The organism is Streptomyces bacillaris (assembly GCF_003268675.1).
GTDB lineage: Bacteria > Actinomycetota > Actinomycetes > Streptomycetales > Streptomycetaceae > Streptomyces > Streptomyces bacillaris.
This window is the reverse complement of record NZ_CP029378.1, coordinates 2,628,111-2,650,263: the sequence shown is the minus strand read 5'-3', so window position 1 is coordinate 2,650,263 and position 22,153 is coordinate 2,628,111. Positions and strand designations below refer to the sequence as shown.

Here is a 22,153-nt window from a genome sequence, read left to right as displayed (position 1 = left end):
GCCATGGAGATCTTCGGCGTGGACATCGGCGGATCCGGGATCAAGGGCGCTCCCGTGGATCTGGACCGAGGAGACCTGGCGCGCGAGCGCCACAAGGTGCTGACACCGCAGCCGGCCACGCCCGACCGCGTGGCCGACTGCGTGGCCGAGGTCGTCGGCCACTTCGACTGGTCGGGCCCGATCGGGATCACGTTCCCGGGCGTCGTCACGGACGGCACCACGCGCACGGCGGCCAATGTCGACAAGGGCTGGATCGACACCGACGCCCGCGCCCTGCTGGGCGACCGGGTCGGTCAGCCCGTCACGATCCTGAACGACGCGGACGCGGCCGGGGTCGCGGAGATGACGTTCGGCGCGGGCCGGGGCCGCAAGGGCACGGTCATCATGCTGACGCTCGGTACGGGCATCGGCAGCGCGATCTTCGTCGACGGCCGCCTGGTCCCCAACACCGAGCTGGGCCACCTGGAGCTGCACGGCCACGAGGCGGAGAAGCGCGCCTCCACGAAGGCCCGGGAGGACGAGGACCTCAGCTGGCAGCACTGGGCGCACCGGGTGCAGAAGTATCTGCTGCACGTGGAGATGCTGTTCTCGCCGGAGCTGTTCATCATCGGGGGCGGTGTGAGCCGCAAGGCGGAGAAGTTCCTGCCGCTGATCGAGAAGGTCCGCGCGGAGATCGTCCCGGCGGAGCTGCAGAACAACGCGGGGATCGTGGGGGCGGCGATGGCGGCGGCGGGAAGGTAGGGTCGCCCGGCGACTACCGGCTGGCCCGGGGGCGCTCGGCCGGTCCGTCGGCCCGGGGGCGTTCGGCGGGTCCAGCGGTCCGGGCGGCCGCCCCGGCGATCTTCTGCGGCCCTCGGGCCACCGGCCGCCGTGCTTTCCCCGCCCCTCCCGCTCCCCCTGCGCCTTCTCCCGTACGGCCCTGAAGGGCGAGGTACCGCCGCCGGGCCCGCATGTGCCGGACCTTGCGTACGGAGGCGATGAGACCGGCGATCAGCGTCCCGCCGTACAGCCAGCCGGCGTGCACGGCGAGGGCGGTGACCAGGGCCATGGTCTGCCCGCCGAAACCGCTGGACCCGCCGGAGATCGGGAAGACCCCGACGGCGAACGCGATGGGCACGCTGATCGGCGCGGTGACCAGGTCGGCGGGGCGCACCCAGAGCGCGGTGAGCGCGCTGACCGGCAGGAAGAGCAGCCCGTAGACCAGTTCGGAGCTGTCGAACAGCAGCCGGTCCAGACAGGCGAGCACGAACATGGTGAGCGAGGCGAACAGCCCGGCCCCGATCCCGGTGAGCCGGGGGTTGGGAAAGCGCCGCAGAGCCGTCACCACGGGCGGCACCGGGCGCCCGGTCGCCCGGTAGACGGTGGCGGACTCACCGAAGGCCCCCGGCGCGACCGCACCGGGCGGGGCCGCCGCCGGCCGGGGGGAGGGCGACGGCCTGCGCTGCGGGGGACGTGTCCTGGGCTGCTCCACGGGGACAACGTAGGTCGCGGGGCGGGCGGAATCAGGCGTTGGACACGCGCTTTGGCCGACCTTGGCGTTGCGTTCGACGCCGCACGGCCGAAACCGGCCCCTTCGGAGCCGCAGGCCGCCCCCCTCCGGAGCCGTACGCACGGAACGCACAGCGCCCACCGCGCCGCCTCGCCCACACTCCCTGCCCCGGCCCACTCCGCCCCCGGGACGGACCCGTGCGGGGCCGCGCGCCCCCGCCCGTAAACTGGAGAACCGGTCCACTCCGTGACCAGGTCCGGACAGCCGGGCCGGCCCCGGACGCCCCTGACCCCCTCCTCACTCCAGGAAGTCGCCAAAGTGTCGCTCACGATCGGAATCGTCGGTCTGCCGAATGTCGGCAAGTCGACCCTGTTCAACGCCCTGACCAAGAACGACGTGCTGGCGGCCAACTACCCGTTCGCCACGATCGAGCCGAACGTCGGCGTGGTCGGCGTCCCGGACCCGCGCCTGAACAAGCTCGCGGAGATCTTCAACTCCCAGAAGCTCCTGCCGGCCACGGTGGACTTCGTCGACATCGCCGGCATCGTGCGCGGCGCGTCGGAGGGTGAGGGCCTGGGCAACAAGTTCCTGGCGAACATCCGTGAGTCCGACGCGATCTGCCAGGTCATCCGCGCCTTCAAGGACGAGAACGTCGTCCACGTCGACGGCAAGGTCTCGCCCAAGGACGACATCGAGACGATCAACACCGAGCTGATCCTCGCCGACCTCCAGTCCGTCGAGAAGGCGATCCCGCGCCTGACGAAGGAGTCCCGCCTCCAGAAGGAGAAGGTCGCGGTGCTCGCCGCGGTCGAGGACGCGCGGAAGATCCTGGAGTCCGGCCAGACCCTCTTCGCCGCGGGCATCACCGCCGCCACCGAGAAGGGCAAGCTCCTCCACGAGCTGCACCTGCTCACCACCAAGCCGTTCCTCTACGTCTTCAACGTCGACGAGGACGAGCTGGTCGACGAGGACTTCAAGAACGAGCAGCGCGCCCTGGTCGCCCCCGCCGAGGCCATCTTCCTCAACGCCAAGATCGAGTCCGAGCTGATCGAGCTGGACGACGACGAGGCCCTGGAGCTCCTCCAGTCCATGGGCCAGGAGGAGCCCGGCCTCGCCACCCTCGGCCGCGTCGGCTTCGACACCCTGGGCCTGCAGACCTACCTCACGGCCGGCCCGAAGGAAGCCCGCGCCTGGACCATCAAGAAGGGCGCCACGGCCCCCGAGGCGGCCGGTGTGATCCACACCGACTTCCAGAAGGGCTTCATCAAGGCGGAGATCATCTCCTTCGACGACCTGGTCGAGACGGGCTCGGTCGCCGAGGCCCGCGCCAAGGGCAAGGCCCGCATGGAGGGCAAGGAGTACGTGATGCAGGACGGGGACGTCGTCGAGTTCCGCTTCAACGTCTGATTTGCCCTACACGCCTGATATATCAGGCGTGCATGACCGAAGGCCGTCCGGCCCGCTTCGCAGCGGGACGGGCGGCTTCTTCGTGGTGCTCGTCGGTCGAGCCGTTCAAAAGGTGCTGAACGGCTTCGAACGGCTTCGAACGGTTCCTTTCGGGGTGTGGAGGGTACGTTTGGGTGTAAGAGGGTCCCCTTGGGGAGGCTGATTCGATGCCGTGGTTCGCATGGTTGCTGGCCGCCGCGGCGCTGGGCGCTGCGGAGTTCTTCACCCTGACGCTGGTCTTCGGGCTGCTGGCCGGTGCCGCGCTCGTGGCCGCCGTCGTGGCCGGTGTGGGGGTCGGTCTGCTCGGGCAGCTCGTGGCGCTCGGGCTGGCCGCTGTGGCCGGGCTCGCTCTCGTACGGCCCGTCGCTCTGCGGGCCATGGAGCGCTCGCCCCTCACCCATGAGGGCAGCGACGCCTTGATCGGCAAGCGGGCCGAGGTCATGCAGGAGGTGACCGCGACCCATGGCCTGGTCAAGCTCTCCGGTGAGGAATGGTCCGCGCGGGCTCTCGACGAGAGCCATGTGATCCCGGTGGGAGCGCTGGTCGACGTCATGGAGATCGACGGCGCCACCGCCGTCGTCTATCCGCGCGAGCTTCTTCCGTGAACGGCTGAACAGGCAGGGGCAGGCAGGGCAGGCAGAGACAGGCAGAGGGAGTACGCAGAGGAGGACGCATGGATCCGGTAGTCATCCCGATACTCGTAGCGGCGATCGTGGTCGTCTTTCTCGTCGCCGCCACCGTGCGCATCGTTCCGCAGGCGCGCCGCTACAACATCGAGCGGTTCGGCCGGTACCGGCGCACCCTGCAGCCGGGGCTGAACTTCGTGCTGCCCGTGGCGGACCGGGTCAACACCAAGCTCGACGTGCGTGAGCAGGTGTACTCCTCCGACCCCAAGCCGGTGATCACCGAGGACAACCTCGTGGTGAACATCGACACCGTGCTCTACTACCAGATCACCGATCCCCGGGCCGCCGCCTACGAGGTGGCCGACTATCTGCAGGCCATCGACCAGCTCACCGTGACCACGTTGCGTAACGTCATCGGTTCCATGGACCTGGAGGGCACCCTCACCTCGCGTGAGGAGATCAACGCCCGGCTCCGCGCCGTCCTCGACGACGCGACCGGCAAGTGGGGCATCCGCGTCAACCGTGTCGAGATCAAGGCCATCGACCCGCCCAACACCATCAAGGAGGCGATGGAGAAGCAGATGCGGGCCGAGCGGGACAAGCGTGCCGCCATCCTGCACGCCGAAGGGGAGCGGCAGGCCAAGATCCTCACCGCGGAGGGTACGAAGCAGAAGGACATCCTGGAGGCCCAGGGCACCCAGCAGGCCATGATCCTGCGCGCCGACGGTGAGTCCAAGGCCGTGGAGCTGGTCTTCCAGGCCGTCCACCGCAACAACGCCGACGCCAAGGTCCTCGCCTACAAGTACCTGGAGACCCTCCCGCACCTGGCGAACAGCGACAACAACACCTTCTGGGTGATCCCCGGTGAGCTGACGGAGGCCGTCCGGACGGTCACCACCGCTTTCGGTGACCGCTCGGCGACAGGGCAGCCGCCTGGCCCGCAGCGCGAGGAGGTCTCCCGCGACGACACCGCTGAAGAGAAGGGCTCGACCGCCCCGGAGCTGGAGGAGGTGGACCCCACCCTCGCCCTGGACGCCGTGGCCGCCGCCGACGAGGCCGCGAAGCAGGCGGCGGAAGCCGTGAGCGACGCGAAGGCCGAGGCCGAGGCGGTGGGGGAGGTCCGACTGCCGGGGCGCTCCCGGCGGCCGGAGGAATGAGCTGCGATGACGGGAAGCGCCGGGGCCCTGCCCCGGCGCTTCCCGTCATCGCCACCTCCGCGTCATACGGACAGCGACACCGTGTGGATCTCGTCCGCCACGTGGCCCGCCCGTTCGTGGACGCGCTGGACCGCGTCGGCGGAAGGGGCGGTCGAGAGGCAGTAGACCGTGCCGGATTCCGGGTCCGCCCAGGCGTGCTCGAAGTGGACGCCTTCTTCATGTTCGATCGCCGTATCGGCTTCGTGTGCCTCCTTCAGCTGCGCCGCTGTGATGCCTTCCATGCCTCGATGGACATCCATGTACGTGTTCATGGCTCGCGCACCTCCGTCGGTCGTACGCCTCCTTCCATGGTGCCTCCGCCGGAGCCGGAGCCGCCCAGGGCCCGGCTACCGCTCCGCCTCCACCCTCAGCTCACTCACCCCCGCCGGCTTCTCCGGGTCCTCGGAGCGGACCGTCACCCGGACCTTGCGGGCCGTGGCGCCCGGCAGGTACGGGCGCCAGAAGCGGCCGTCGACGGAGGTCTCCAGGGTGTGGGAGGCGGGCGGTACGTCGTTCCAGCGCGGGGTCACCGAGGTGACGCGCAGCGGCTGCGGGCCCAGGTCCACCGTCAGGGACCCCTCCGCGCCGGACGGGGACCAGGAGGTCGCGGGGGAGCCGTCCACCGCCGCCTCCGCGTAGAGGCCGGGGGTCTCCGAGGTGGCCTCCACCGGGCGGCAGCGGGCCGTGTCCGGCGTCGGGGTCAGGTCCGGGCGTCGGGTGGGAAGCGTCAGGGCTGAGCGCAGGAGGTGCGGGCCCTGTGCCGTGTGGACCGTGAACGGGGTGCCCGACGTCAGGCGCACCGTACTCGTCCGGGGGCCGATCTCGACCTCGTACGACGCGTCCCGGTACCGCAGGCCCGTCAGCTTCACGCCCTCGCTCAGCTGGGGCGGCAGCAGCGGGTCCAGGCGGACGCCGTCCTCGCGCAGGCGCAGGCCCGTCAGACCGTGGGTGAAGACCTGGAGGAAGCCGCCCTTGCCGGTCAGGAAGTCCTCGGCGGGGAAGCCGGAGAGCGGGTCCTCGGCGCCGGACTTCTCGCCGCGTGCTTCGGAGAACAGGTCGTACGGGCCCCGCATGAACGGCCGGACCGCGCGCTGGAGATACGTGTACGTCGAGCAGCCCGGCTCCCCGGTCGCCGCCGCGTCGATCGCGTGCACCGAGTCCGTCATCGCCGGGCCGTCCGGGTCGGTGCGGGCCGCGTAGTAGTCCAGGGTGGCCGCAGCGGCGCCCGGCTCCATCGGCCACTCCAGCGGGTACATCAGCAGGACCGTGTCCGCCTGCTTGATGGTCGAGCCGTTGTACCCCGCGTACTGGAGGAAGACCTTCCGGTCGGCGTCGTACGGGATGCGGAGGCCGTCCGCCACCCGGTTCCAGGCCGTCGGCGGGCGGTGGCCGAGGAGGTGGGCGGCCCGGGTCGCGTTGCGGAGGGCCGTGGCGGCGACGGCGTTGGTGAAGACGGCGTCGTCCACACCGTTGCTGTACTCGTCGGGCCCGGCCACGTTCTTGATGGAGTACGTACCGTCCGCGTTCGCCGTGGCGCGGGACTCCCAGAACTCCGCGATGCCGCGCAGCAGCGGCCAGCCCCGCGCCGCCAGCCAGTCGCGGTCACCGGTGGAGAGGTAGTACTGCCAGACGGCGAGCGAGACATCGCCCTGGAGGTGGTTCTGCGTCAGACAGTGCGGCGGGTCCCAGCTCTGGCACTCGGAGTCCATACGGCCCCGGCTCGCGCTGGTCCAGGGGTAGAACAGGCCCCGGTGGCCGTACTTCTCGGCGTTGGCGCGGGCCGCGCCCCGGGTGCGGTAGCGGTATTCGACGACCGAGCGGGCCAGCTCCGGGCGGGTCGCCAGCAGCCCGGGGAACATCCACGTCTCCGCGTCCCAGAAGATCATGCCCGCGTAGTTGTCGCTGGTCAGGCCCGCTGGGGCGATGCTGTCGGACGAGCCTCGGCGAGTGTTGGCGAGCAGCCCGTACTGGGTCGAGCGCAGCCACCGTTGCAGCTCCGGACGGCCGTCGACCACCACGTCGGCGGACCACGCCCCGCGCCACGCCCTCTCGTTGGCCGCGAAGATCCGGTCCCAGCCGCGCCGGGCCGCGCGGTGGGCCGCCTCGCGGGCGTCCTCGGCGGGGGCGGGCGAGGTGAGGGCGGTGTCGACGCCGACGTACTTCTCGAAGGTGTACGTCCGCCCCTCGCGGACCGGCGTCGGCTCCGGGGTCGTACGCGACTCGGGGCGCAGGGTCTCGACCACTCCCGAGCCCCGGCGCATCGTCTGCGCCACCGCGCCCTCCACGCCGGTGCCGAGCGTCCTGAACGTGCCGTCCCTGCGCAGCGTGATCCGGCGTGCGCCCCGCTCGTCGAGGCGGCCGGTGACCGTCGCCGTACCGCTCCAGCGCGGGGTCATCCGCAGGCGGACGGCCCCGGTGTGGACGTCGGAGCGGTCGGCCAGCACCTCGAAGGTGAGGTCCGTGGCCCGGCCGTCCGCCGTCGTCCACCGCAGTGAGGTGCGGACGAGACCGCAGCTCAGGAAGACCGTCTGGTGGTAGTGCGAGATCCGGCCGGCCGGGGTGTCCGCGCCGAACCTCTCGCCGCCGACCCCCACCTCGACCGTCGTCCAGCTCGGCAGCGCGGCGATCACCTCGCGGCCCTCGGAGACCGACTCGTCCCGCGCGTAGAGCCCCGAGACGAACGCGCCGTCGTAGCGCGGGGTGTAGAGCGGCCAGCCCGTCTTCTCCCCGGTCGCCGCGTAACCGGTGCCTGCGGCGGGGACGCGGTGGCCGAGGTAGCCGTTGCCCACGTACGGGTCGTAGCCCTCCGCCTCCCCGAAGCGGGTGGAGGTGGGGGACCAGGAGGTGCCGGGGGCGCCCTCGCCGTCCGCACGGCCGCAGGCGGGGACGGCGGACGGCGGCGGGGCGGGGGGCGCGGGGGTGGCGGCGACGGCGTGGGGGAGGGGCGGCAGCGGTGCGATCAGGGCGGCCGCGACCAGCGGGGCGAGGACGGAGATGCGCGAGAGGCTCACCGTACGAAGGTAGGGAGACGGCCGCAGCGGCAGGCGGTACGGCACGCCCGCCCGTACGAAGGTGGCGTGAACGCGCCCAGCGGATGCGCCGGATGGCCCTGCCGGGGCTTCGAGGGTGGCCCTGCCCCGTCCTCGCTGCGGCTCTCAGCCCCGTACGTCCTTGATGAAGACCAGCCCGTCCGTCTCCTTCAGGTGCGCCGGGTCCAGGCCGAAGTAGCCGAACCAGGGCGAGACGCGGGGCGCGGGCAGCGGGTCGCCCAGGGCGGCGGCCAGGCGGGGCGCGTCCACGAGGAAACGGTCCTCCGGGAGCGCGTACAGCAGGCCCTCCACCGTCTCCGGCGGCGGGGCGTCCACGGCCTGGTGCCGGATCGTGCCGAGGGCCGTGGTGAGGAACCCGTACTCCGGGCCCAGCCGCGCGCTCACGATCGCACCGGCGCCCCACCACTCCAGCCGCTCACCGCCCATCCGCATCGAACTCCGCTCCCGCTGGAGGTGGGCGTTGTGGGCGAAGGCCAGGACCGGGCCGCGTTCGGCGAGGGCCAGCAGATTCTCGGCCATCATCCGGTCCCGGACGGAGACCAGCCGGGTCATCCGGGCGGGCGTGGTGTCGGCCAGCCAGGAGTGGTAGCTCAGCAGGCCGGTGGCGGTGCGGCCGTGGAGGCGGGCGCGGTCCCAGGCCTCCCGCCCGGCCGCCGCGATCAGATGCGGTGTCCGTTCGTCGAGAAGGGATACCAAGTCGTGCGCGATGAGCGCGAGTTGTACGGCATCGGGGGAGCGGCCGCAGGAACGGGACGGGTCCATCAGCGCGGCCGGTTCGGTCCACCGGTCGTCGGGGCCGAGCAGGGCGTCGAGCGTGTCGGCGGTGCAGGGGAGGAGGCCGTCGGTGGGGCCGTCGGCGCTGAGCCAGGAGGTGAGGAAGGCGTGCAGCGCGGTGAGCGGCCGACGGGGGCTCGCGGCGCCCGTCATCTCCAGCGGGGCGTCGAAACCGGCGAAGCGGAGCCGGTCGGCGGCGGGGCGGCCGGTGTTGTACTCCCGTGCCCAGCGCACGAGTTCGCGGTTGGCGGCACAGGCGCCGAACCCATGGCTGAATCCGTGCTCCATGGCCTCGTCCAGGGTCCCGGTGCCCGTGGTGACGTACGCGTCCACGCGCAGGCCCGCCAGGCAGTCGCTCTCGACGGCGATCGTCCGGTACCCCTCCTGCTCGACGAGCTGCCGGAAGAGTCCGTTGCGCACGTCGAGCAGGGTGTCCTCGCCGTGGGTGGGCTCGCCCAGGGCGAGCAGCCGGGGGCGGCCCGGGAGCAGTTCCATGACGGCGGAGGCTTCGAGGGCATGGGTGAGGTGCGCGATACGCGCGGTATCAGGGGCCATGCCTTCAACGGTATCGTTGAACTCTCGGTGAAGACTTTTGTCGGTCGGATGGCCTGAGAGCGTGGTTGGCATGGAGAAGAACCCTCAAAACCGGGTACGGCTCCGGCCGGTCGACCTGGCCCGTCCGCACGGCCTCTCCACCCAGGCCGTGCGGAACTACGAGAAGGCCGGCATCCTTCCCGCCGCCGCACGCACGGAGAGCGGCTACCGCACCTACTCCCCGCTGCACGCCCAGGCCCTGGACACCTTCCTCGCCCTCCTTCCCGGCCACGGCCACCCGACGGCGACGGGCATCATGCGGGCGGTGAACCGGGGTGCGGCCGACGAGGCGTTCCGGCTCATCGACGAGAGCCACGCCCAGCTCCTGGAGGACCGGCGCACCCTCTCGGCGGTGGAGAACGCGCTACGGGACCTGGGCTCCGGCGTGCCGGAGCCCGGCGCCCCGGAGCCCGGCGACCCTGCGCCCGGCACGCCTGCGCCCCCTGAAGGCCCCACCTCCGCCCCCACCTTCATCGGCCCCCTCGCCGGCCGCCTCTCCGTCCGGCCCGCCACCCTGCGCAAGTGGGAGGCCGCCGGGCTGGTCCGGCCCCGGCGCGATCCGCTGACCGGGTACCGCGTGTACGGCGAGGCCGAGGTGCGGGACGCCCGGCTGGTCCATCAACTCCGGCGCGGGGGCCACCTCCTGGAGCAGATCGCCCCGCTCGTCGACCGGGTCCGGGCGGCCGGCGGGCTCGAACCCCTGGAGGCCGCCCTCGGCGACTGGCGCTCCCGGCTCGCCGGCCGTGGCCGGGCGCTGCTGACCGGGTCCGCGAAGCTCGACGCGTACCTCGGCGAGCGGGAGCGGGGGCGGTAAAGCAGAGGAGTTCTCAGGATCTCTTCGTAACACCCAGGTGAATTGGTCCGCCCGGAAAGCGCGTTCAGGACGGGTCCCGGGGCTGGTGCCCGGCCCGGGTGCCGGTGCCCCCGGCGGACCGGACAGCGCCAGGTCAGGGCCGAAGTGGGGGAGCGGGTTCCGCCGCGGCGGTGCTACCGGACGGTCACCGTCCGCCGGATGTCAGGCATATGGCAGATGAATGGCGCGCGTATGGCATGGCTCAAGGCGCCCTTGTGGGTTTGCCATGGATCGGTCAATCTTTCGCTGGCAGCAGGGTGTGCCGGACACGGACGACGCAGAAAGCGGGGCGTTCGGACGGTTGATTTGTCATGCCCCTGTCTGGAGTTCGCGCGGCTCCGGCACCACCCCCCACCAGCGCACCGCCTATGAGGAGGACCCCTCACATGTCAGTGATGCGTCACACCCCCCATGCACGTCGAAGACTCGCCGCGGCGAGCGTCATAGCCACCGCGGCAGCTGTCGCCCTCGCCACCGCGGGCACCCTCCCGGCCACCGCGGCCGAGCGTGCACCCGAAGGCGTGATCCTGAACGCGGGCGCCCCGGACACCGTCAGCGGCAGCTACATCGTCACGCTGAAGGACTCGGCCGCGAAGTCCGACTCCGCCAAGGGCAAGGCCCTGGCGAAGAAGTACGGCGCGAGCATCGAGCGCACCTACCGTGCCGCGCTCAACGGCTACGAGGTCGAGGCCACCGCCGAGGAGGCGAAGAGGTTCGCCGCCGACCCGGCCGTCGCGTCCGTCTCGCAGAACCGCGTCTTCACCATCGACGCCACCCAGACCAACCCGCCGTCCTGGGGTCTGGACCGCATCGACCAGCGGAACCTCCCGCTGGACCAGCGCTACACCTACCCCGACAAGGCCGGTGAGGGCGTCACCGCCTACGTCATCGACACCGGGGTACGGATCAGCCACAGCGACTTCGGCGGCCGGGCCTTCAACGGCTACGACGCCATCGACAACGACAACGTCGCCCAGGACGGCCACGGCCACGGCACCCACGTGGCGGGTACCGTCGCGGGCACCGCCTACGGTGTCGCCAAGAAGGCGAGGATCGTCGGCGTCCGGGTGCTCAACAACCAGGGCTCCGGCACCACCGCGCAGGTCGTCGCCGGCATCGACTGGGTGACGGCCAACGCCGTGAAGCCCGCCGTCGCCAACATGAGCCTCGGCGGTGGCGCGGACTCGGTCCTCGACGCGGCCGTGCAGCGGTCCATCAACTCGGGCATCACCTACGCCGTCGCGGCGGGCAACGAGTCGACCAACGCGAGCACGAAGTCCCCCGCGCGTGTCGCCGACGCCATCACGGTCGGCTCGACGACCAACACCGACGCCCGCTCCAGCTTCTCCAACTTCGGCGCGGTCGTGGACCTGTTCGCGCCCGGTTCCTCCATCGCCTCGGCGTGGAACAGCAGCGACACCGCCACGAACACCATCTCCGGTACGTCGATGGCCAGCCCGCACGTCGCCGGCGCGGCCGCCATCTACCTCGCCGACAACCCGGGCTCGACCCCCGCCCAGGTCTCCGCAGGTCTCGTCGCGGCCGCTACGACCGGCGTCGTCGGCAACCCGGGCACCGGCTCGCCCAACCGCCTGCTGTACGTCGGCACCGGCAGCACCAACCCGCCGGACCCGGACCCCAAGAAGTTCGAGAACACCACGAGCTACCCGATCAACGACAACTCCACCGTGGAGTCGCCGGTGACGGTCACCGGGATCAGCGGCAACGCCCCGGCCACGCTGAAGGTCCCGGTCAACATCTCCCACACCTACATCGGTGACCTCAGGATCGACCTGGTCGCTCCCAACGGCACGGTCTTCAACCTGAAGGCGTTCGGCACGGGCGGCAGCGCCGACGACGTGGTCACCACCTACACGGTCAACGCCTCCTCGGTCGCCGCCAACGGCACCTGGAAGCTGCGGGTCGCGGACAACGCCCGCTACGACACCGGCCGGATCAACAGCTGGGGCCTGCACTTCTGAGCCCGTCACAGCGGCTGAACTGAACGGATGACGCGCAAGGTTGGGGCAGCCACGAGCCGTGGCTGCCCCACCCCCGTTCTCGCTAGCGGCGGTTCAGCCCGCGGTGGACGGCGGTCACCAGCTCACCGTCCTCCGTGTCCCCGTCCAGAGACCAGAACATCGCGCCCGCGAGGCCCTTGTCCCGGATGTACGAGGTCTTGGCGCGCAGCACCTGCGGGTCGTCGTACGTCCACAGCGTGGTCCCGTCGAAGAGCCAGGCATGGCCGTTCTTCGTGTCCCGGTGGACCTTGAACGTGCCGGAGTCGGCCAGCTTCTTGAGGACCTTGTAGTCCTCGTAGCCGTTGGCCCAGGTGGCCGGAGCGGGGCCGGTGGCCGGCTGGCCCAGCCCCTTGCCGCCACCCGTGACCCCGGTCCAGCCCTGGCCGTACGTCGGCATGCCGACCACGAGCTTGTTCTTGGGAGCCCCGCGCTTCACCCAGTCCCGTACGGTCTGGTCCACGCTGAAGTCGTTCTTCGCGTAGAGCGCCGACTGCTGTGCTGTCTTCTTCTCGCCCGACACGTGGTAGTCGTAGCCCTGAAGGTTGACGAAGTCGAAGTCCTTCATGAGGCGCTTCACATCGAAGCCCGCGTCGATCGCCTTCGGGTTGGCGGGGACGTACGCCGACAGGTCGTAGTGCTTGGGCTTCGGCTTGTGGTGGCCGTGCCCGTGCCCCTTGCCCTTCGCGGGCTTCGCCTTCGCCCTGGCCTGGCTCTTGGCGTACGCGTCGAGCTGGACGCGGAACTCGCGGATCAGGGCGGTGAAGTTCTTCTTGTCCTCCGGGCGGAAGACCGTGCCCTCGTTGGCCGCCGAGCCGGGCCACTCCCAGTCGACGTCGATGCCGTCGAAGACACCGGCCGCCGCGCCCTGGCCGCCGCGCGCCCCGTCCTGGGGCAGGTTGCCCTTGATGTACAGGTCGATGCAGGAGGCGACGAGCGCCTTGCGGGAGGCCGCGGTGCGCACCGAGTCGGAGAAGTGGGTGGACCAACTCCAGCCGCCGAGCGAGATCATGACCTTGAGGCCGGGGTTCTTCGCCTTCAGCTTGCGCAGCTGGTTGAAGTTGCCCGCGAGCGGCTGGGTGTCGGTGTCGGCGACGCCGTCCACCGAGTTCGCCGCGTCGAGCGGGCGGGCGTAGTCCGCCCAGGCGTCGGCCTGGCCGGGGATGTTGCCGGTGAAGCACTTGCCCTCGGCGCTGACGTTGCCGAAGGCGTAGTTGATGTGGGTCAGCTTGGCCGCGGTCCCGCTGGTCTGCAGGTCGTTGACCTGGAAGTCGCGCCCGTAGACGCCCCACTGGGTGAAGTAGCCGATGTTCTTGTACGCGGGGCGGTGGTGGCCCTTGGAGCGGTCGTCGCCGCCCTTGCCGTGGCCGCTGCCGGCCGTCGCGGCCGGGGCGGCGGTCGCCACCAGGGCGAGGGTGACGCCGGCGATGGTCAGTCGGGACAGATTTCTTCGACGCATGGGGCTCGTTCCTGTGCGTGATCCGGTACGGGATCCGGTGCGGAAAAGGGTGTGGAGAGCCGTGCAGGGGTGTAGGGGAGGCGCTGGGGTGTGCTGATCGTGCCGGTCGTGCTGTGCACAGGAAGGTATTGGTCTGGACCAAAAACGGTCAAGGGGTGGGGAGTTGGAGGCCGTCGCGGCCGCCCCGCCGTGCCGGTGTCGGGCGCCGGAATCCGGGGCAGGGAATGTCCGGGAAGCGCCCTGGTGCTCGGGGCCGGTTCATGCGTGATCCGCCCCGGTGTCATCACATTGGGTGAAACTCTGGCCCATGCTTGCGGTGCACAACCCACGGTTGTCAGGCTGTTGCAGACTGTCAACCTGTTGGGAGTGGCCTGTGACTTTCGGTGAGCAGCCCGCCTATCTGCGCGTGGCGAGCGATCTGCGGGAGAAGATCGTCAACGGCGCGCTGCCGCCCCATACCCGCCTGCCGTCGCAGGCTCGCATCCGGGAGGAGTACGGGGTCTCGGACACCGTCGCCCTGGAGGCGCGCAAGGTCCTGATGGCCGAGGGGCTCGTCGAGGGCCGCTCCGGCTCCGGCACGTACGTCCGCGAGCGCCCCGTCCCCCGCATGATCGCCCGCTCCGGGTACCGCCCCGAGAAGGGTGCCAGTCCGTTCCGCCAGGAGCAGACCGCCGACGGGGCGCGCGGGACCTGGGAGTCCCGCAGCGAGCAGGAGGGGGCCAGTGCCGAGGTGGCCGAGCGGCTCGGCATCGAGCCGGGCGACCGGGTCATGCGGACGCATTACGTGTTCCGCGAGGCGGGCGAGCCCATCATGCTCTCCACCTCCTGGGAGCCCCTCGCCGTCACCGGGCGCACGCCGGTGATGCTCCCCGAGGAGGGCCCGCTGGGCGGCTGCGGGGTGGTCGACCGGATGGCGGCGATCGACATCGTCGTGGACAACGTGGCCGAGGAGGTCGGTGCGCGTCCCGGGCTCGCGGAGGAGCTGCTGGCCCTCGGCGGGGTGCCGGGCCACGTGGTCATCGTGATCGGGCGTACGTACTACGCCTCGGGGCGCGCGGTGGAGACGGCCGACGTCGTGGTGCCCGCCGATCGCTATCGGGTCGCTTACCACTTGCCGGTCAGATGAGTTGACGCCCCGTCGGATCCGACGGGACCGCGATGAGCAGCGGTGATGGGGCTCCCCAGGGGGCGCGTCCGGTGGATGCGCCCCCTTCGTGATGGCCGGATGTGTATCTCTTTGTGTAAAGGTGCCTGCGCTGAGTGAAGGTCAGGCGTACGCTCGGGCATATGCGTACTGCGGTTTCCTGGGGATCCTTAGCGACGTGCACGCCGGTGGAGAGAGGGGCCATATGCGGGGGAGCGACACGATGAGCGACAGCGGTGCCGTGCTCCCGTGGCTGGTGATACGGCAGGACGACAGCGGCAACCGCTACCGCGTCGGCAGATACGCCACACAGGCCGAGGCGCAGAAGGTCGCCGACGGCCTCGACGACCGCAGGCACCGCCAGGTGTACCGGGTGGAGCGCATGGGCCAGGGCGGCGGCGCCCGCTCCTGAGCCCGCCCGCGGCCGCCCACGGGCCTCTGGGGGCGCCTGGAGCGCCCCTCCCGGGCCCCCGCCGCGTTCCGGGACCCTGCCGTGCAGGCGGTAGGGTCCCGCCCGTCCGGGGTGCGATCTCCCGGACGTGGTGTCCCGTCCGGGCGGCATCCCGGGCGCGGCACGCGAGGGCGGAGTGAGCGGAGTGATGGGCGGATGGCGTCGGTGCTGATCGACACGGTGGCGTGGGTGCGGATCGAGGGCGGCAGGATCCTCTGCGCCCGTCCCAAGGGCAAGGACGTCTTCTACATCCCGGGCGGCAAGCGCGAGGGTGCCGAGAGCGATCTGCAGACCCTGCTGCGCGAGATCGAGGAGGAGCTGACGGTCGGCCTGATCCCGGAGACGGTCGTCCACGCCGGTACGTACGAGGCGCACGCCCATGACGGTCCGGACGCCCCCCTCGTCCGGATGAGCTGCTACTACGCCGACTATCGCGGCGACCTGGCCGCCAGCAGCGAGATCGAGGAAGTCGCGTGGTTCTCCTACGCCGACCGTCCGCTCGTGCCCCCGGTGGACCAACTCCTCTTCGACGACCTCGAAGCCGCCGGCGAACTGCGCTGAGCCACACCGGCCCGCGCCGGGTGCGCCGCCTCCCGACGGGCGCGACTCCTTACGCCCGTATGCACGAAACACCCCTGCGTGCGGTAATAACCGATGAATGGTGGGTATGGGCTGTTTAGCCCCCATTTATCCATGGGGTGAGCCCGCGGCCTGCCCTGGGAAGTGATCGGCGTGATCGATACCGAAGGCGACTGCGCCGAGTGGACCTTCCCGGCCGAACCGGGTTCCGTGCGCAGCGCCCGGCACGCCGTCCGCGACGCCCTGGACTGCTGGGGCCTGGACCCGTCCGTCGGTGACACGACGGTGCTGCTGGTCAGCGAGCTGGTCACCAACTCCCTCCAGTACGCCTCCGGACCCATCGGCGTACGGCTGGAACGCCTGCGCCCGAAGGCGGAGAGCAACGGGTCCGGTGAGCTGACCGGAGACTTCTCCACAGACCTCCGGCTCACCGCCGCCCGCCCGCCCGTCGCCCCCGGACTGCTCGTGGAAGTCTCCGATCCGCTTCCGGATCCACCCACCGAACGCAGTGCGGGCCCCGACGACGAGGGTGGCCGGGGACTGCAGCTCGTGGCCTGTTCCGCACGCCGCTGGGGGACTCGTCGCGGAAAAAGCGGCAAGACGGTGTGGTTCGAGCTGGCTCTCCCTGGTTAGGAGTGGGGAGGGACGCACAGCGATCACCAGAGGTCGGGCAGAACCTGGCTGAAAGGGACTGAGACCTTGCTGTGATCGTGAACGCCGTGTCGGTCGGGGCCGTAGTGCTGAATACTGCGGGCAGGACCGGTCCGGTGTGTGAGCTGGAGGGGACGGTCGCGTGAGCGAAATACCTGGGACAACGGGCGACGTCGTGTGGCAGAGCAGTCCGCCCGGCTCGATCTACGACTACATCAGGGTCGCCTCCTTCTCGATCGGGGCCGACGGTCTGATCGAGCAGTGGAGCCGCCGGGCCGCCGGCCTCTTCGGCATGACCTCCGACGAGGCCATCGGGCGTGATCCGGTCGAGGCCTTCATGCCCGTCGAGCTGCGCTCGGACGGCCACCGGCGGGTCGGCGAGATCCTGGACGGCAAGGAGTGGACCGGCCTCGTCCCGTTCCGGATGCCGGGCGAGGGCGGGGCGCACGGGCTCGCCGAGGTCTATGTGATGCCCAGTGAGACGGCGCGGGGCGAACGGGCCGCGCTCTGTATCGTCGTGGACGTCCGCGCGTTGCGCAGGATCGAGACCGACCTCGCCGCCTCGCAGGCCATATTCGGCCAATCTCCCTTCGGCTTCGTGCTGTTCGGTACGGACTTCACCGTCGTCCGGGCCAACCAGCGCTTCGCGGCCGTCTTCGGCGGCGCGGCCGACGACCACCGGGGCCGTACGGTCGACGACTACCTCCCCGCGCCCGAGGCCGAACGGCTGGGCGCCACCCTGAAACGCGTCCTGGAGACCGGCGAGTCCGTCACCGACCTCCAGCTGGTCGGCCCCACCCCCGGCGGCACCGGCCGCCGCCACTGGTCCATGAACCTCTACCGGGTGCACAGCGGCGCCGGCCGCCCCGTCGGGGTCGCCGGCCTCGCCACCGATGTCACCCGCCGCCACATCGCCGCCCGCGAGGCCGCCAGCGCACGCCGCAACCTCGCCCTGCTCAACGAGGCCAGCGCCCGCATCGGCAACTCCCTCGATCTGGAGACCACCGCCCGCGAACTGCTCGACGTTGCCGTCCCCGGCTTCTGCGACCTGGCCGCCGTCGACCTCTACCAAGGGTTGCTCACCGGCGAGGAGGCCGCCCCCGGCTCCTGGGCGCCCCCGCACCGCGAGTCCGGCGGCGGCTCGGCCGAGCTGCGCCGGGTCGCCCACGCCAGCGCCGTCGCCGACGCCCTGCCCACCGCCGTCGCGGGCAGCGGCGCCCCCGGCCCCGAGGACCTGCCGCCCGCGCTCGGCTCCGTCCACCGCTTCCCGTTCGGCTCACCCTGCGCGGTGGCCCTGCGCTCGGGCCGGGTGGAGGACGTCCCCGGCGACGACATGGGGTTCGTGCAGTCCACGCTCGCCGTCCCGATGGTCGCCCACGACACCGTCGTCGGCCTCGTCCAGTTCTCCCGTACGAAGGGGAGCGAGCCGTTCGGGGAGCGGGACCGGGCGCTCGCCACCGAGCTGGCCGCCCGCGCCGCCGTCTGCATCGACAACGCCCGCCTCTACCGCCGCGAGCACGAACGCGCCCTGATCCTCCAGCGCAGCCTGCTGCCCCCCGGCGACCCCGAGGCCGCCGGGCTCGACATCGCCTGCCGCTACCTCCCCGGCAACGCCGCCACCGAGGTCGGCGGCGACTGGTTCGACGTCATCGAACTCCCCGGCCACCGCACCGCCCTGGTCGTCGGGGACGTCATGGGCCGGGGGCTGCGGGCCGCCGTCGCCATGGGCGAACTCCGCACCGCCGTCCGCACGCTGGCCCTGCTCGACCTGGAACCCGCCGAAGTGCTCTCCGCCCTGGACGAGGTCGCGCGCGGCCTCGGCTCCCCGGGCGGCGGCGAGCGCAGCGAGGGGCTCGGCGGCAGCGGGGGCGCCCAGTGGCCCTCCCGCGCCGCGCAGCGCTCCCGCGAGGCGGACCTCTCCGAGGTGTACCTCGCGACCTGTGTGTACGCGGTCTACGACCCGGTCACCCGGCGCTGCACGTTCGCCAACGCCGGGCACATGCCCCCGGCCGTGGTCGAGCCCGGCAGGCCCGCCCGGCTCATCGACGTACCGCCCGGGATGCCGCTGGGCGTGGGCGGCGAGCCGTTCGAGGAGGTGGAGGTGGAGCTGGCCGAGAACGCCCTGCTCACCCTCTACACCGACGGCCTCGTGGAATCCCGTGACCAGACCCTCGACGAGGGCCTGCACGCCCTGCGCACGGTGCTGACGGGCCCCCAGATGGCCCTGGAGGACGCCTGTGACTTCGTCCTCTCCACGCTCGACACCCGCCACGGCGAGGACGACATCGCCCTGCTGATGGCCCGGATCCAGGGGCTGCCCGGGGAGGCGGTGGGGGACTGGACGCTGCCGCGCGAACCCCGCTCGGTGGGGCGTGCCCGCGAGCTGGCCCGCTCCCAGCTCATGGCCTGGGACCTGGACGACCTGGTCGACACCACCGAACTGCTCGTCAGCGAGCTGGTCACCAACGCCCTGCGGTACGGCGAGGGCGAGATCCGGCTCCGGCTGCTGCGCGACCGCACCCTGGTCTGCGAGGTGTGGGACGCCGGACTCGTCCAGCCGCGCCGCCGCCGGGCCCGCGACACCGACGAGGGCGGGCGCGGGCTGCAGTTGGTCGGCCTGCTCAGCGCCGCCTGGGGTTCGCGCCGCACCCCGCGCGGCAAGACCGTCTGGTTCGAACTGGCCCTGCCGGACGGGGAGCCGGCCGCGGAGCTGTCGGTGGAGCAGCTGCTGAGCATGTACTGAACCGTCATGTCCGTTACGCGGTGCCCGCCTTCAGGGCCGCCAGCCGGGCCTCCACCTCCGCGCTGGCGCCCAGGCTGTCCAACTGCTCGAACTGGGCGTCCAGCGAGGAGGCGGCCAGCTCCTGCTTGCCCAGGGCCCTGGCCTCCTCGCGCCGCACCTTGTCCTCGAAGCGGCTCAGCTCGCTCGTCGGGTCGAGCACGTCGATGTTCTTCACCGCGTCCATCATCTGGTTCTGCGCCTGCGCCGACTTGGCGCGGGCCACCAGCTCGTCCCGCTTGGCCTTCAGCTCGGAGAGCTTGGCCTTCATCTGGTCCAGCCCAGACCTGAGCTTGTCGACCACCTCGGTCTGCGAGGCGATCGTCGGCATGGCCGTCTTCGCCTCCTGCTCGGACTGGAGCTGCCGGCCCAGCGCCACCTTGGCCAGGTTGTCGAACTTGTCCGCCTCCGCCGCCGACCCGGCCCCGCGCAGCTCGTCCGCCTTCCGGCTGGCCGCCAGCGCCTTGGCGCCCCACTCGGCCGCCGCCTCCACGTCCTCCTTGTGGTCCTGCTCCATCAGCCGCAGGTTGCCGATGGTGGCGGCCACCGCCTGCTCGGCCTCCGCGATGTTGCTGGTGTAGTCGCGGATCAGCTGGTCCAGCATCTTCTGCGGGTCCTCCGCCTGGTCCAGCAGGGCGTTGATGTTGGCCTTGGCGAGCTGGGTGACGCGGCCGAGGATGGTCTGCTTGGTCATGGCACGGCTCCTTGGGAATCGAGATCGCTGGTACGGGTGAGTTCGTGCGGGGAGCTTGTACGGGTGGGCTGGTACGGGTGAGGGGGAAGCCCGGGTCGTTCAGAAGCGGCCGCCTCCGCCCCGCCGCCCCCGCGTACCGCCCCCGCCGAAACTGCCGGGCCCGGCGCCGAACCCCCCGGACCGGCCGCCACCGAAGCCCCCGGACCGGCCGCCGAGCCCGCCCCCGTAACCGCCCCGCCCGCCCCCGAACAGCCCGCCGAGGATGATCCCGCCGAGCACCGCCCCGCCCATGCCGCCCCCGCCCCGCGTACCGCCGAAGCCGCCCGGACCCTGCGGCCCCCGGAAGCCCCGGACGTCCTGCGCCGCCAGGTCCAGCGCCTGCCGGGCCAGCGCGTCCGCCTGCTGCGCCTCGGCCAGCGCGCCCTGCGGGTCGTCACCGGCGGCCAGCTGCCCGGCCTGTTCCCAGCGGCGCTGGGCCTCCGCGATCCGGGTGCGGGCCGGGGCGCCGACCGCGCCCCGGTGGGTGGTGATGTAGTCGGCCGCCGCCCCGATCGCGGAGCGCGCGGTGAGCATCGCCTGGTCCAGGAGCGAGCGGGCCCGCCGACCGCCCTCCTCCCGCTCCCGCGCCCCCGCGAGCGCCTCGTCCAGCGCCGCGTCCGCCTCCTCCACCCGGCGCAGGGCGTCGACCGGGTCGTACGGGCCCGCGGCCATCGCCTCCCGTACGGCGGTGAGGACGGCCTCCGCACGGGCGATCCGGCCCCGGAGATCGGCGGTGGAGGTGGCGGCGGGGGTGCCTTCGAGGAGGCCCCGGGCGTCGGCGAGGTCGGTCTCCGTCTCGGTGAGGGCTCCCGGCAGCTTCCCGGCCGCCTCGGCCAGCTCCGCCGAGCGCCGGTCCACCGCGTCGATGAGGGTGCCCGCCTGCCCGACCGCGCCCTCGGCGGCCCGGATGTAGACGGCGGCCCGGGAGTGGTCGGCGGCCTCCACCGCCGGGCGGGCCTGGTCCAGGGCGGAGGCGGCGAAGGCCAGCCGGTCCTTCGCCTGCTCGACATCGCCCGCGACGGGCGCGGCGGCCCCGTCCCCGTACCGCTCCCGCATCCCCGCGACCGTCGCCTCCGCGCCCGACACGCGGCCGGTGAGCGTACGGAAGGTCGTCTCGACGGAGGTCAGCGCCTCGGGAGCGTTGCGTTCCAGGGCGCGCAGCCGGTCGAAGTCCGCCGCGACCGTGTCCAGCCCCTCGTCGGCGGCCGTGCACCGGCTGATGATCTCCTCCAGCGTCCGGCGGCGGGTCGGGTCGTCCTCGGGGAAGGCGTCGTCGAGCTGCTGGCGCAGCCGGAAGGAGCGCGTCAGCTCGTCCTTGGCGCGGGCCACCGCCTCGGTGAAGGGCTTGGCCGCCTCCTCCCCGAACTGGGCGGTGGCGAAGCCGAGTTCCTCCTCGCTGGTGCGGACCGCGTCATCGGTGTCCACCAGCACCTGCTTCGCCCGCGCGTCCAGCTCCTCCAGGGAGACCGGTGCGCCGTCCGCCTCCGGGGGCCGCCCCCAGCCGGTCGCGGCCGGGGTGGTGCGGGTCGTGGAGCGTCGTTTGCGCCGGGTGTACGCGAACACGGCGAGCGCCCCGGCGCCCACGACGACGATCACCGGCATGAGGAAGTCGCCCGCGCCCGAGGGGCCGGAGGCGCCGGAGCCGGGGTCGGCGGGGCCGGGAGTGATGGCGGGTGCGGTCACGGGCCGCCCGGCCAGCACGGAGACGTACCCGTCCGCCGCCCCGATCGCCGCCCCCGCCCAGTCGTTCTCGCGCAGCGCGGGTTCGACGGCGGTGGACGCCACCTCGCGCAACTGCTCGTCGGTGAGCCGGGAGTCCGCGTCCACGGAGTAGGCGTACTGCCGGGCGTGGGTGGCGACGGAGAGCAGCACGTCGTCCTGGCCCAGCCCGTTGCGGTCGGCGGTCTCGTCGCTCCAGGTCTGCCCGGACCGCCCGGAGAAGTCGCGTACGTACACCACGAAGAGCTGGATGCGCCGCTCGGCGTAGAGCCGGTCGAGGGCGTCCTCCACCGCGTCCGTACGGTCCCGGAGCGCGCCCACCCGGTCGGTGATCTGGCCGTCCCGGGACAGCTCCACCGGGTCCTCCGCACGCGCCTCCACGGCGGTGGGCAGAACCAGCCAGCACCCGGCGGCGAGCGTGGCGAGCAGGCCGGTGAGCAGGGCCCTGCCGGGTCCGGCGCCCTGGATGCGGTCCACGAATGGCGTCACGTCCGTGAGGCTATGTCCGGGTTCGGGCCCCCGCGACCGGAGCTTCGGCGGCCCTCCCGCACGGGTCTGCGCTGTTCGGATGAAAGGGCGCGGCGGCCCGCGC

Annotated in this window: 18 protein-coding genes; 11 read left to right on the top strand and 7 right to left on the bottom strand. The window is 72.0% G+C overall.

Annotated elements, in window-relative coordinates:
* The first annotated feature begins 3 nt into the window (after window positions 1-3).
* The gene (ppgK, locus tag DJ476_RS10925) at window positions 4-741 is read left to right on the top strand and encodes a polyphosphate--glucose phosphotransferase (protein ID WP_103416535.1); all 738 of its coding nucleotides are present in this window, start codon (window positions 4-6) and stop codon (window positions 739-741) included.
* A 13-nt stretch (window positions 742-754) separates the two neighbouring features.
* On the opposite strand, the gene DJ476_RS10920 is transcribed toward ppgK, so the two are convergent.
* On the bottom strand, window positions 755-1,336 hold the full coding sequence (locus tag DJ476_RS10920) for a DUF6542 domain-containing protein (protein ID WP_103416534.1): 582 nt from the start codon (window positions 1,334-1,336) through the stop codon (window positions 755-757).
* A gap of 471 nt (window positions 1,337-1,807) precedes the next feature.
* Here DJ476_RS10920 and ychF point away from each other — a divergent pair, with 471 nt between their 5' ends.
* From ychF to DJ476_RS10905, 3 genes are all read left to right on the top strand, one after another.
* On the top strand, window positions 1,808-2,896 hold the full coding sequence (gene ychF, locus DJ476_RS10915; protein ID WP_019765443.1) for a redox-regulated ATPase YchF: 1,089 nt from the start codon (window positions 1,808-1,810) through the stop codon (window positions 2,894-2,896).
* 206 nt (window positions 2,897-3,102) lie between these two features.
* On the top strand, window positions 3,103-3,540 hold the full coding sequence (locus tag DJ476_RS10910; protein WP_019765444.1) for an NfeD family protein: 438 nt from the start codon (window positions 3,103-3,105) through the stop codon (window positions 3,538-3,540).
* 68 nt (window positions 3,541-3,608) lie between these two features.
* Entirely contained in the window at window positions 3,609-4,718 is a 1,110-nt protein-coding gene (locus DJ476_RS10905) for an SPFH domain-containing protein (protein ID WP_103416533.1), read from the top strand.
* 62 nt (window positions 4,719-4,780) lie between these two features.
* Here the strand turns inward: DJ476_RS10905 and DJ476_RS10900 are convergent, their stop codons facing one another.
* The 3 genes from DJ476_RS10900 to DJ476_RS10890 all read right to left on the bottom strand — a co-directional run bounded on the left by DJ476_RS10900 (window position 4,781) and on the right by DJ476_RS10890 (window position 9,136).
* Window positions 4,781-5,029 carry an SCO4226 family nickel-binding protein gene (locus DJ476_RS10900; RefSeq protein ID WP_103416532.1) on the bottom strand — a complete coding sequence of 83 codons (249 nt, stop codon included), beginning with the start codon at window positions 5,027-5,029 and terminating at the stop codon, window positions 4,781-4,783.
* A 75-nt stretch (window positions 5,030-5,104) separates the two neighbouring features.
* On the bottom strand, window positions 5,105-7,768 hold the full coding sequence (locus DJ476_RS10895; RefSeq protein WP_112492481.1) for a glycosyl hydrolase family 65 protein: 2,664 nt from the start codon (window positions 7,766-7,768) through the stop codon (window positions 5,105-5,107).
* A 144-nt stretch (window positions 7,769-7,912) separates the two neighbouring features.
* Window positions 7,913-9,136: an erythromycin esterase family protein gene (locus DJ476_RS10890; RefSeq protein ID WP_112490400.1), complete on the bottom strand. Its 1,224-nt coding sequence runs from the start codon at window positions 9,134-9,136 to the stop codon at window positions 7,913-7,915.
* 70 nt (window positions 9,137-9,206) lie between these two features.
* Between DJ476_RS10890 and DJ476_RS10885 the strand changes: the two genes are divergently transcribed.
* Entirely contained in the window at window positions 9,207-9,989 is a 783-nt protein-coding gene (locus DJ476_RS10885) for a TioE family transcriptional regulator (RefSeq protein ID WP_112490399.1), read from the top strand.
* Between the two features lie 425 nt (window positions 9,990-10,414).
* Window positions 10,415-12,010, top strand: coding sequence for a S8 family peptidase (locus DJ476_RS10880; RefSeq protein ID WP_103416529.1), 1,596 nt, complete (start codon window positions 10,415-10,417; stop codon window positions 12,008-12,010).
* A gap of 82 nt (window positions 12,011-12,092) precedes the next feature.
* Here DJ476_RS10880 and DJ476_RS10875 read toward each other — a convergent pair whose 3' ends face one another.
* Window positions 12,093-13,505: a glycoside hydrolase family 18 protein gene (locus tag DJ476_RS10875; RefSeq protein WP_112490398.1), complete on the bottom strand. Its 1,413-nt coding sequence runs from the start codon at window positions 13,503-13,505 to the stop codon at window positions 12,093-12,095.
* A 373-nt stretch (window positions 13,506-13,878) separates the two neighbouring features.
* On the opposite strand from DJ476_RS10875, the gene DJ476_RS10870 reads away from it, so the two are divergent.
* From DJ476_RS10870 to DJ476_RS10850, 5 genes are all read left to right on the top strand, one after another.
* Window positions 13,879-14,631 (top strand): GntR family transcriptional regulator, encoded by a 753-nt coding sequence (locus DJ476_RS10870; protein ID WP_018490217.1) that lies wholly within the window; start codon window positions 13,879-13,881, stop codon window positions 14,629-14,631.
* 223 nt (window positions 14,632-14,854) lie between these two features.
* Window positions 14,855-15,061 carry a hypothetical protein gene (locus tag DJ476_RS10865; protein WP_018490218.1) on the top strand — a complete coding sequence of 69 codons (207 nt, stop codon included), beginning with the start codon at window positions 14,855-14,857 and terminating at the stop codon, window positions 15,059-15,061.
* 195 nt (window positions 15,062-15,256) lie between these two features.
* Window positions 15,257-15,661 carry an NUDIX hydrolase gene (locus DJ476_RS10860; RefSeq protein WP_103416527.1) on the top strand — a complete coding sequence of 135 codons (405 nt, stop codon included), beginning with the start codon at window positions 15,257-15,259 and terminating at the stop codon, window positions 15,659-15,661.
* A gap of 162 nt (window positions 15,662-15,823) precedes the next feature.
* Window positions 15,824-16,312: an ATP-binding protein gene (locus DJ476_RS10855; RefSeq protein ID WP_103416526.1), complete on the top strand. Its 489-nt coding sequence runs from the start codon at window positions 15,824-15,826 to the stop codon at window positions 16,310-16,312.
* A gap of 193 nt (window positions 16,313-16,505) precedes the next feature.
* Complete coding sequence (locus DJ476_RS10850) at window positions 16,506-19,073, top strand: SpoIIE family protein phosphatase (protein WP_208853575.1); 2,568 nt, start codon at window positions 16,506-16,508, stop codon at window positions 19,071-19,073.
* 13 nt (window positions 19,074-19,086) lie between these two features.
* Here DJ476_RS10850 and DJ476_RS10845 read toward each other — a convergent pair whose 3' ends face one another.
* Window positions 19,087-19,803, bottom strand: coding sequence for a PspA/IM30 family protein (locus tag DJ476_RS10845; protein ID WP_103416524.1), 717 nt, complete (start codon window positions 19,801-19,803; stop codon window positions 19,087-19,089).
* Between the two features lie 99 nt (window positions 19,804-19,902).
* Complete coding sequence (locus DJ476_RS10840) at window positions 19,903-22,038, bottom strand: TPM domain-containing protein (RefSeq protein ID WP_112490396.1); 2,136 nt, start codon at window positions 22,036-22,038, stop codon at window positions 19,903-19,905.
* Window positions 22,039-22,153: the final 115 nt, after the last annotated feature.

Excerpts from the sequence above, each read along its gene's own strand:
- ppgK (WP_103416535.1), top strand. The coding sequence starts at position 4 with ATGGAGATCTTCGGCGTGGACATCGGCGGATCCGGGATCAAGGGCGCT.
- DJ476_RS10910 (WP_019765444.1), top strand. The coding sequence starts at position 3,103 with ATGCCGTGGTTCGCATGGTTGCTGGCCGCCGCGGCGCTGGGCGCTGCG.
- DJ476_RS10905 (WP_103416533.1), top strand. The coding sequence starts at position 3,609 with ATGGATCCGGTAGTCATCCCGATACTCGTAGCGGCGATCGTGGTCGTC.
- DJ476_RS10900 (WP_103416532.1), bottom strand. The coding sequence starts at position 5,029 with ATGAACACGTACATGGATGTCCATCGAGGCATGGAAGGCATCACAGCG.
- DJ476_RS10890 (WP_112490400.1), bottom strand. The coding sequence starts at position 9,136 with ATGGCCCCTGATACCGCGCGTATCGCGCACCTCACCCATGCCCTCGAA.
- DJ476_RS10885 (WP_112490399.1), top strand. The coding sequence starts at position 9,207 with ATGGAGAAGAACCCTCAAAACCGGGTACGGCTCCGGCCGGTCGACCTG.
- DJ476_RS10880 (WP_103416529.1), top strand. The coding sequence starts at position 10,415 with ATGTCAGTGATGCGTCACACCCCCCATGCACGTCGAAGACTCGCCGCG.
- DJ476_RS10875 (WP_112490398.1), bottom strand. The coding sequence starts at position 13,505 with ATGCGTCGAAGAAATCTGTCCCGACTGACCATCGCCGGCGTCACCCTC.
- DJ476_RS10865 (WP_018490218.1), top strand. The coding sequence starts at position 14,855 with ATGCGGGGGAGCGACACGATGAGCGACAGCGGTGCCGTGCTCCCGTGG.
- DJ476_RS10860 (WP_103416527.1), top strand. The coding sequence starts at position 15,257 with ATGGCGTCGGTGCTGATCGACACGGTGGCGTGGGTGCGGATCGAGGGC.
- DJ476_RS10845 (WP_103416524.1), bottom strand. The coding sequence starts at position 19,803 with ATGACCAAGCAGACCATCCTCGGCCGCGTCACCCAGCTCGCCAAGGCC.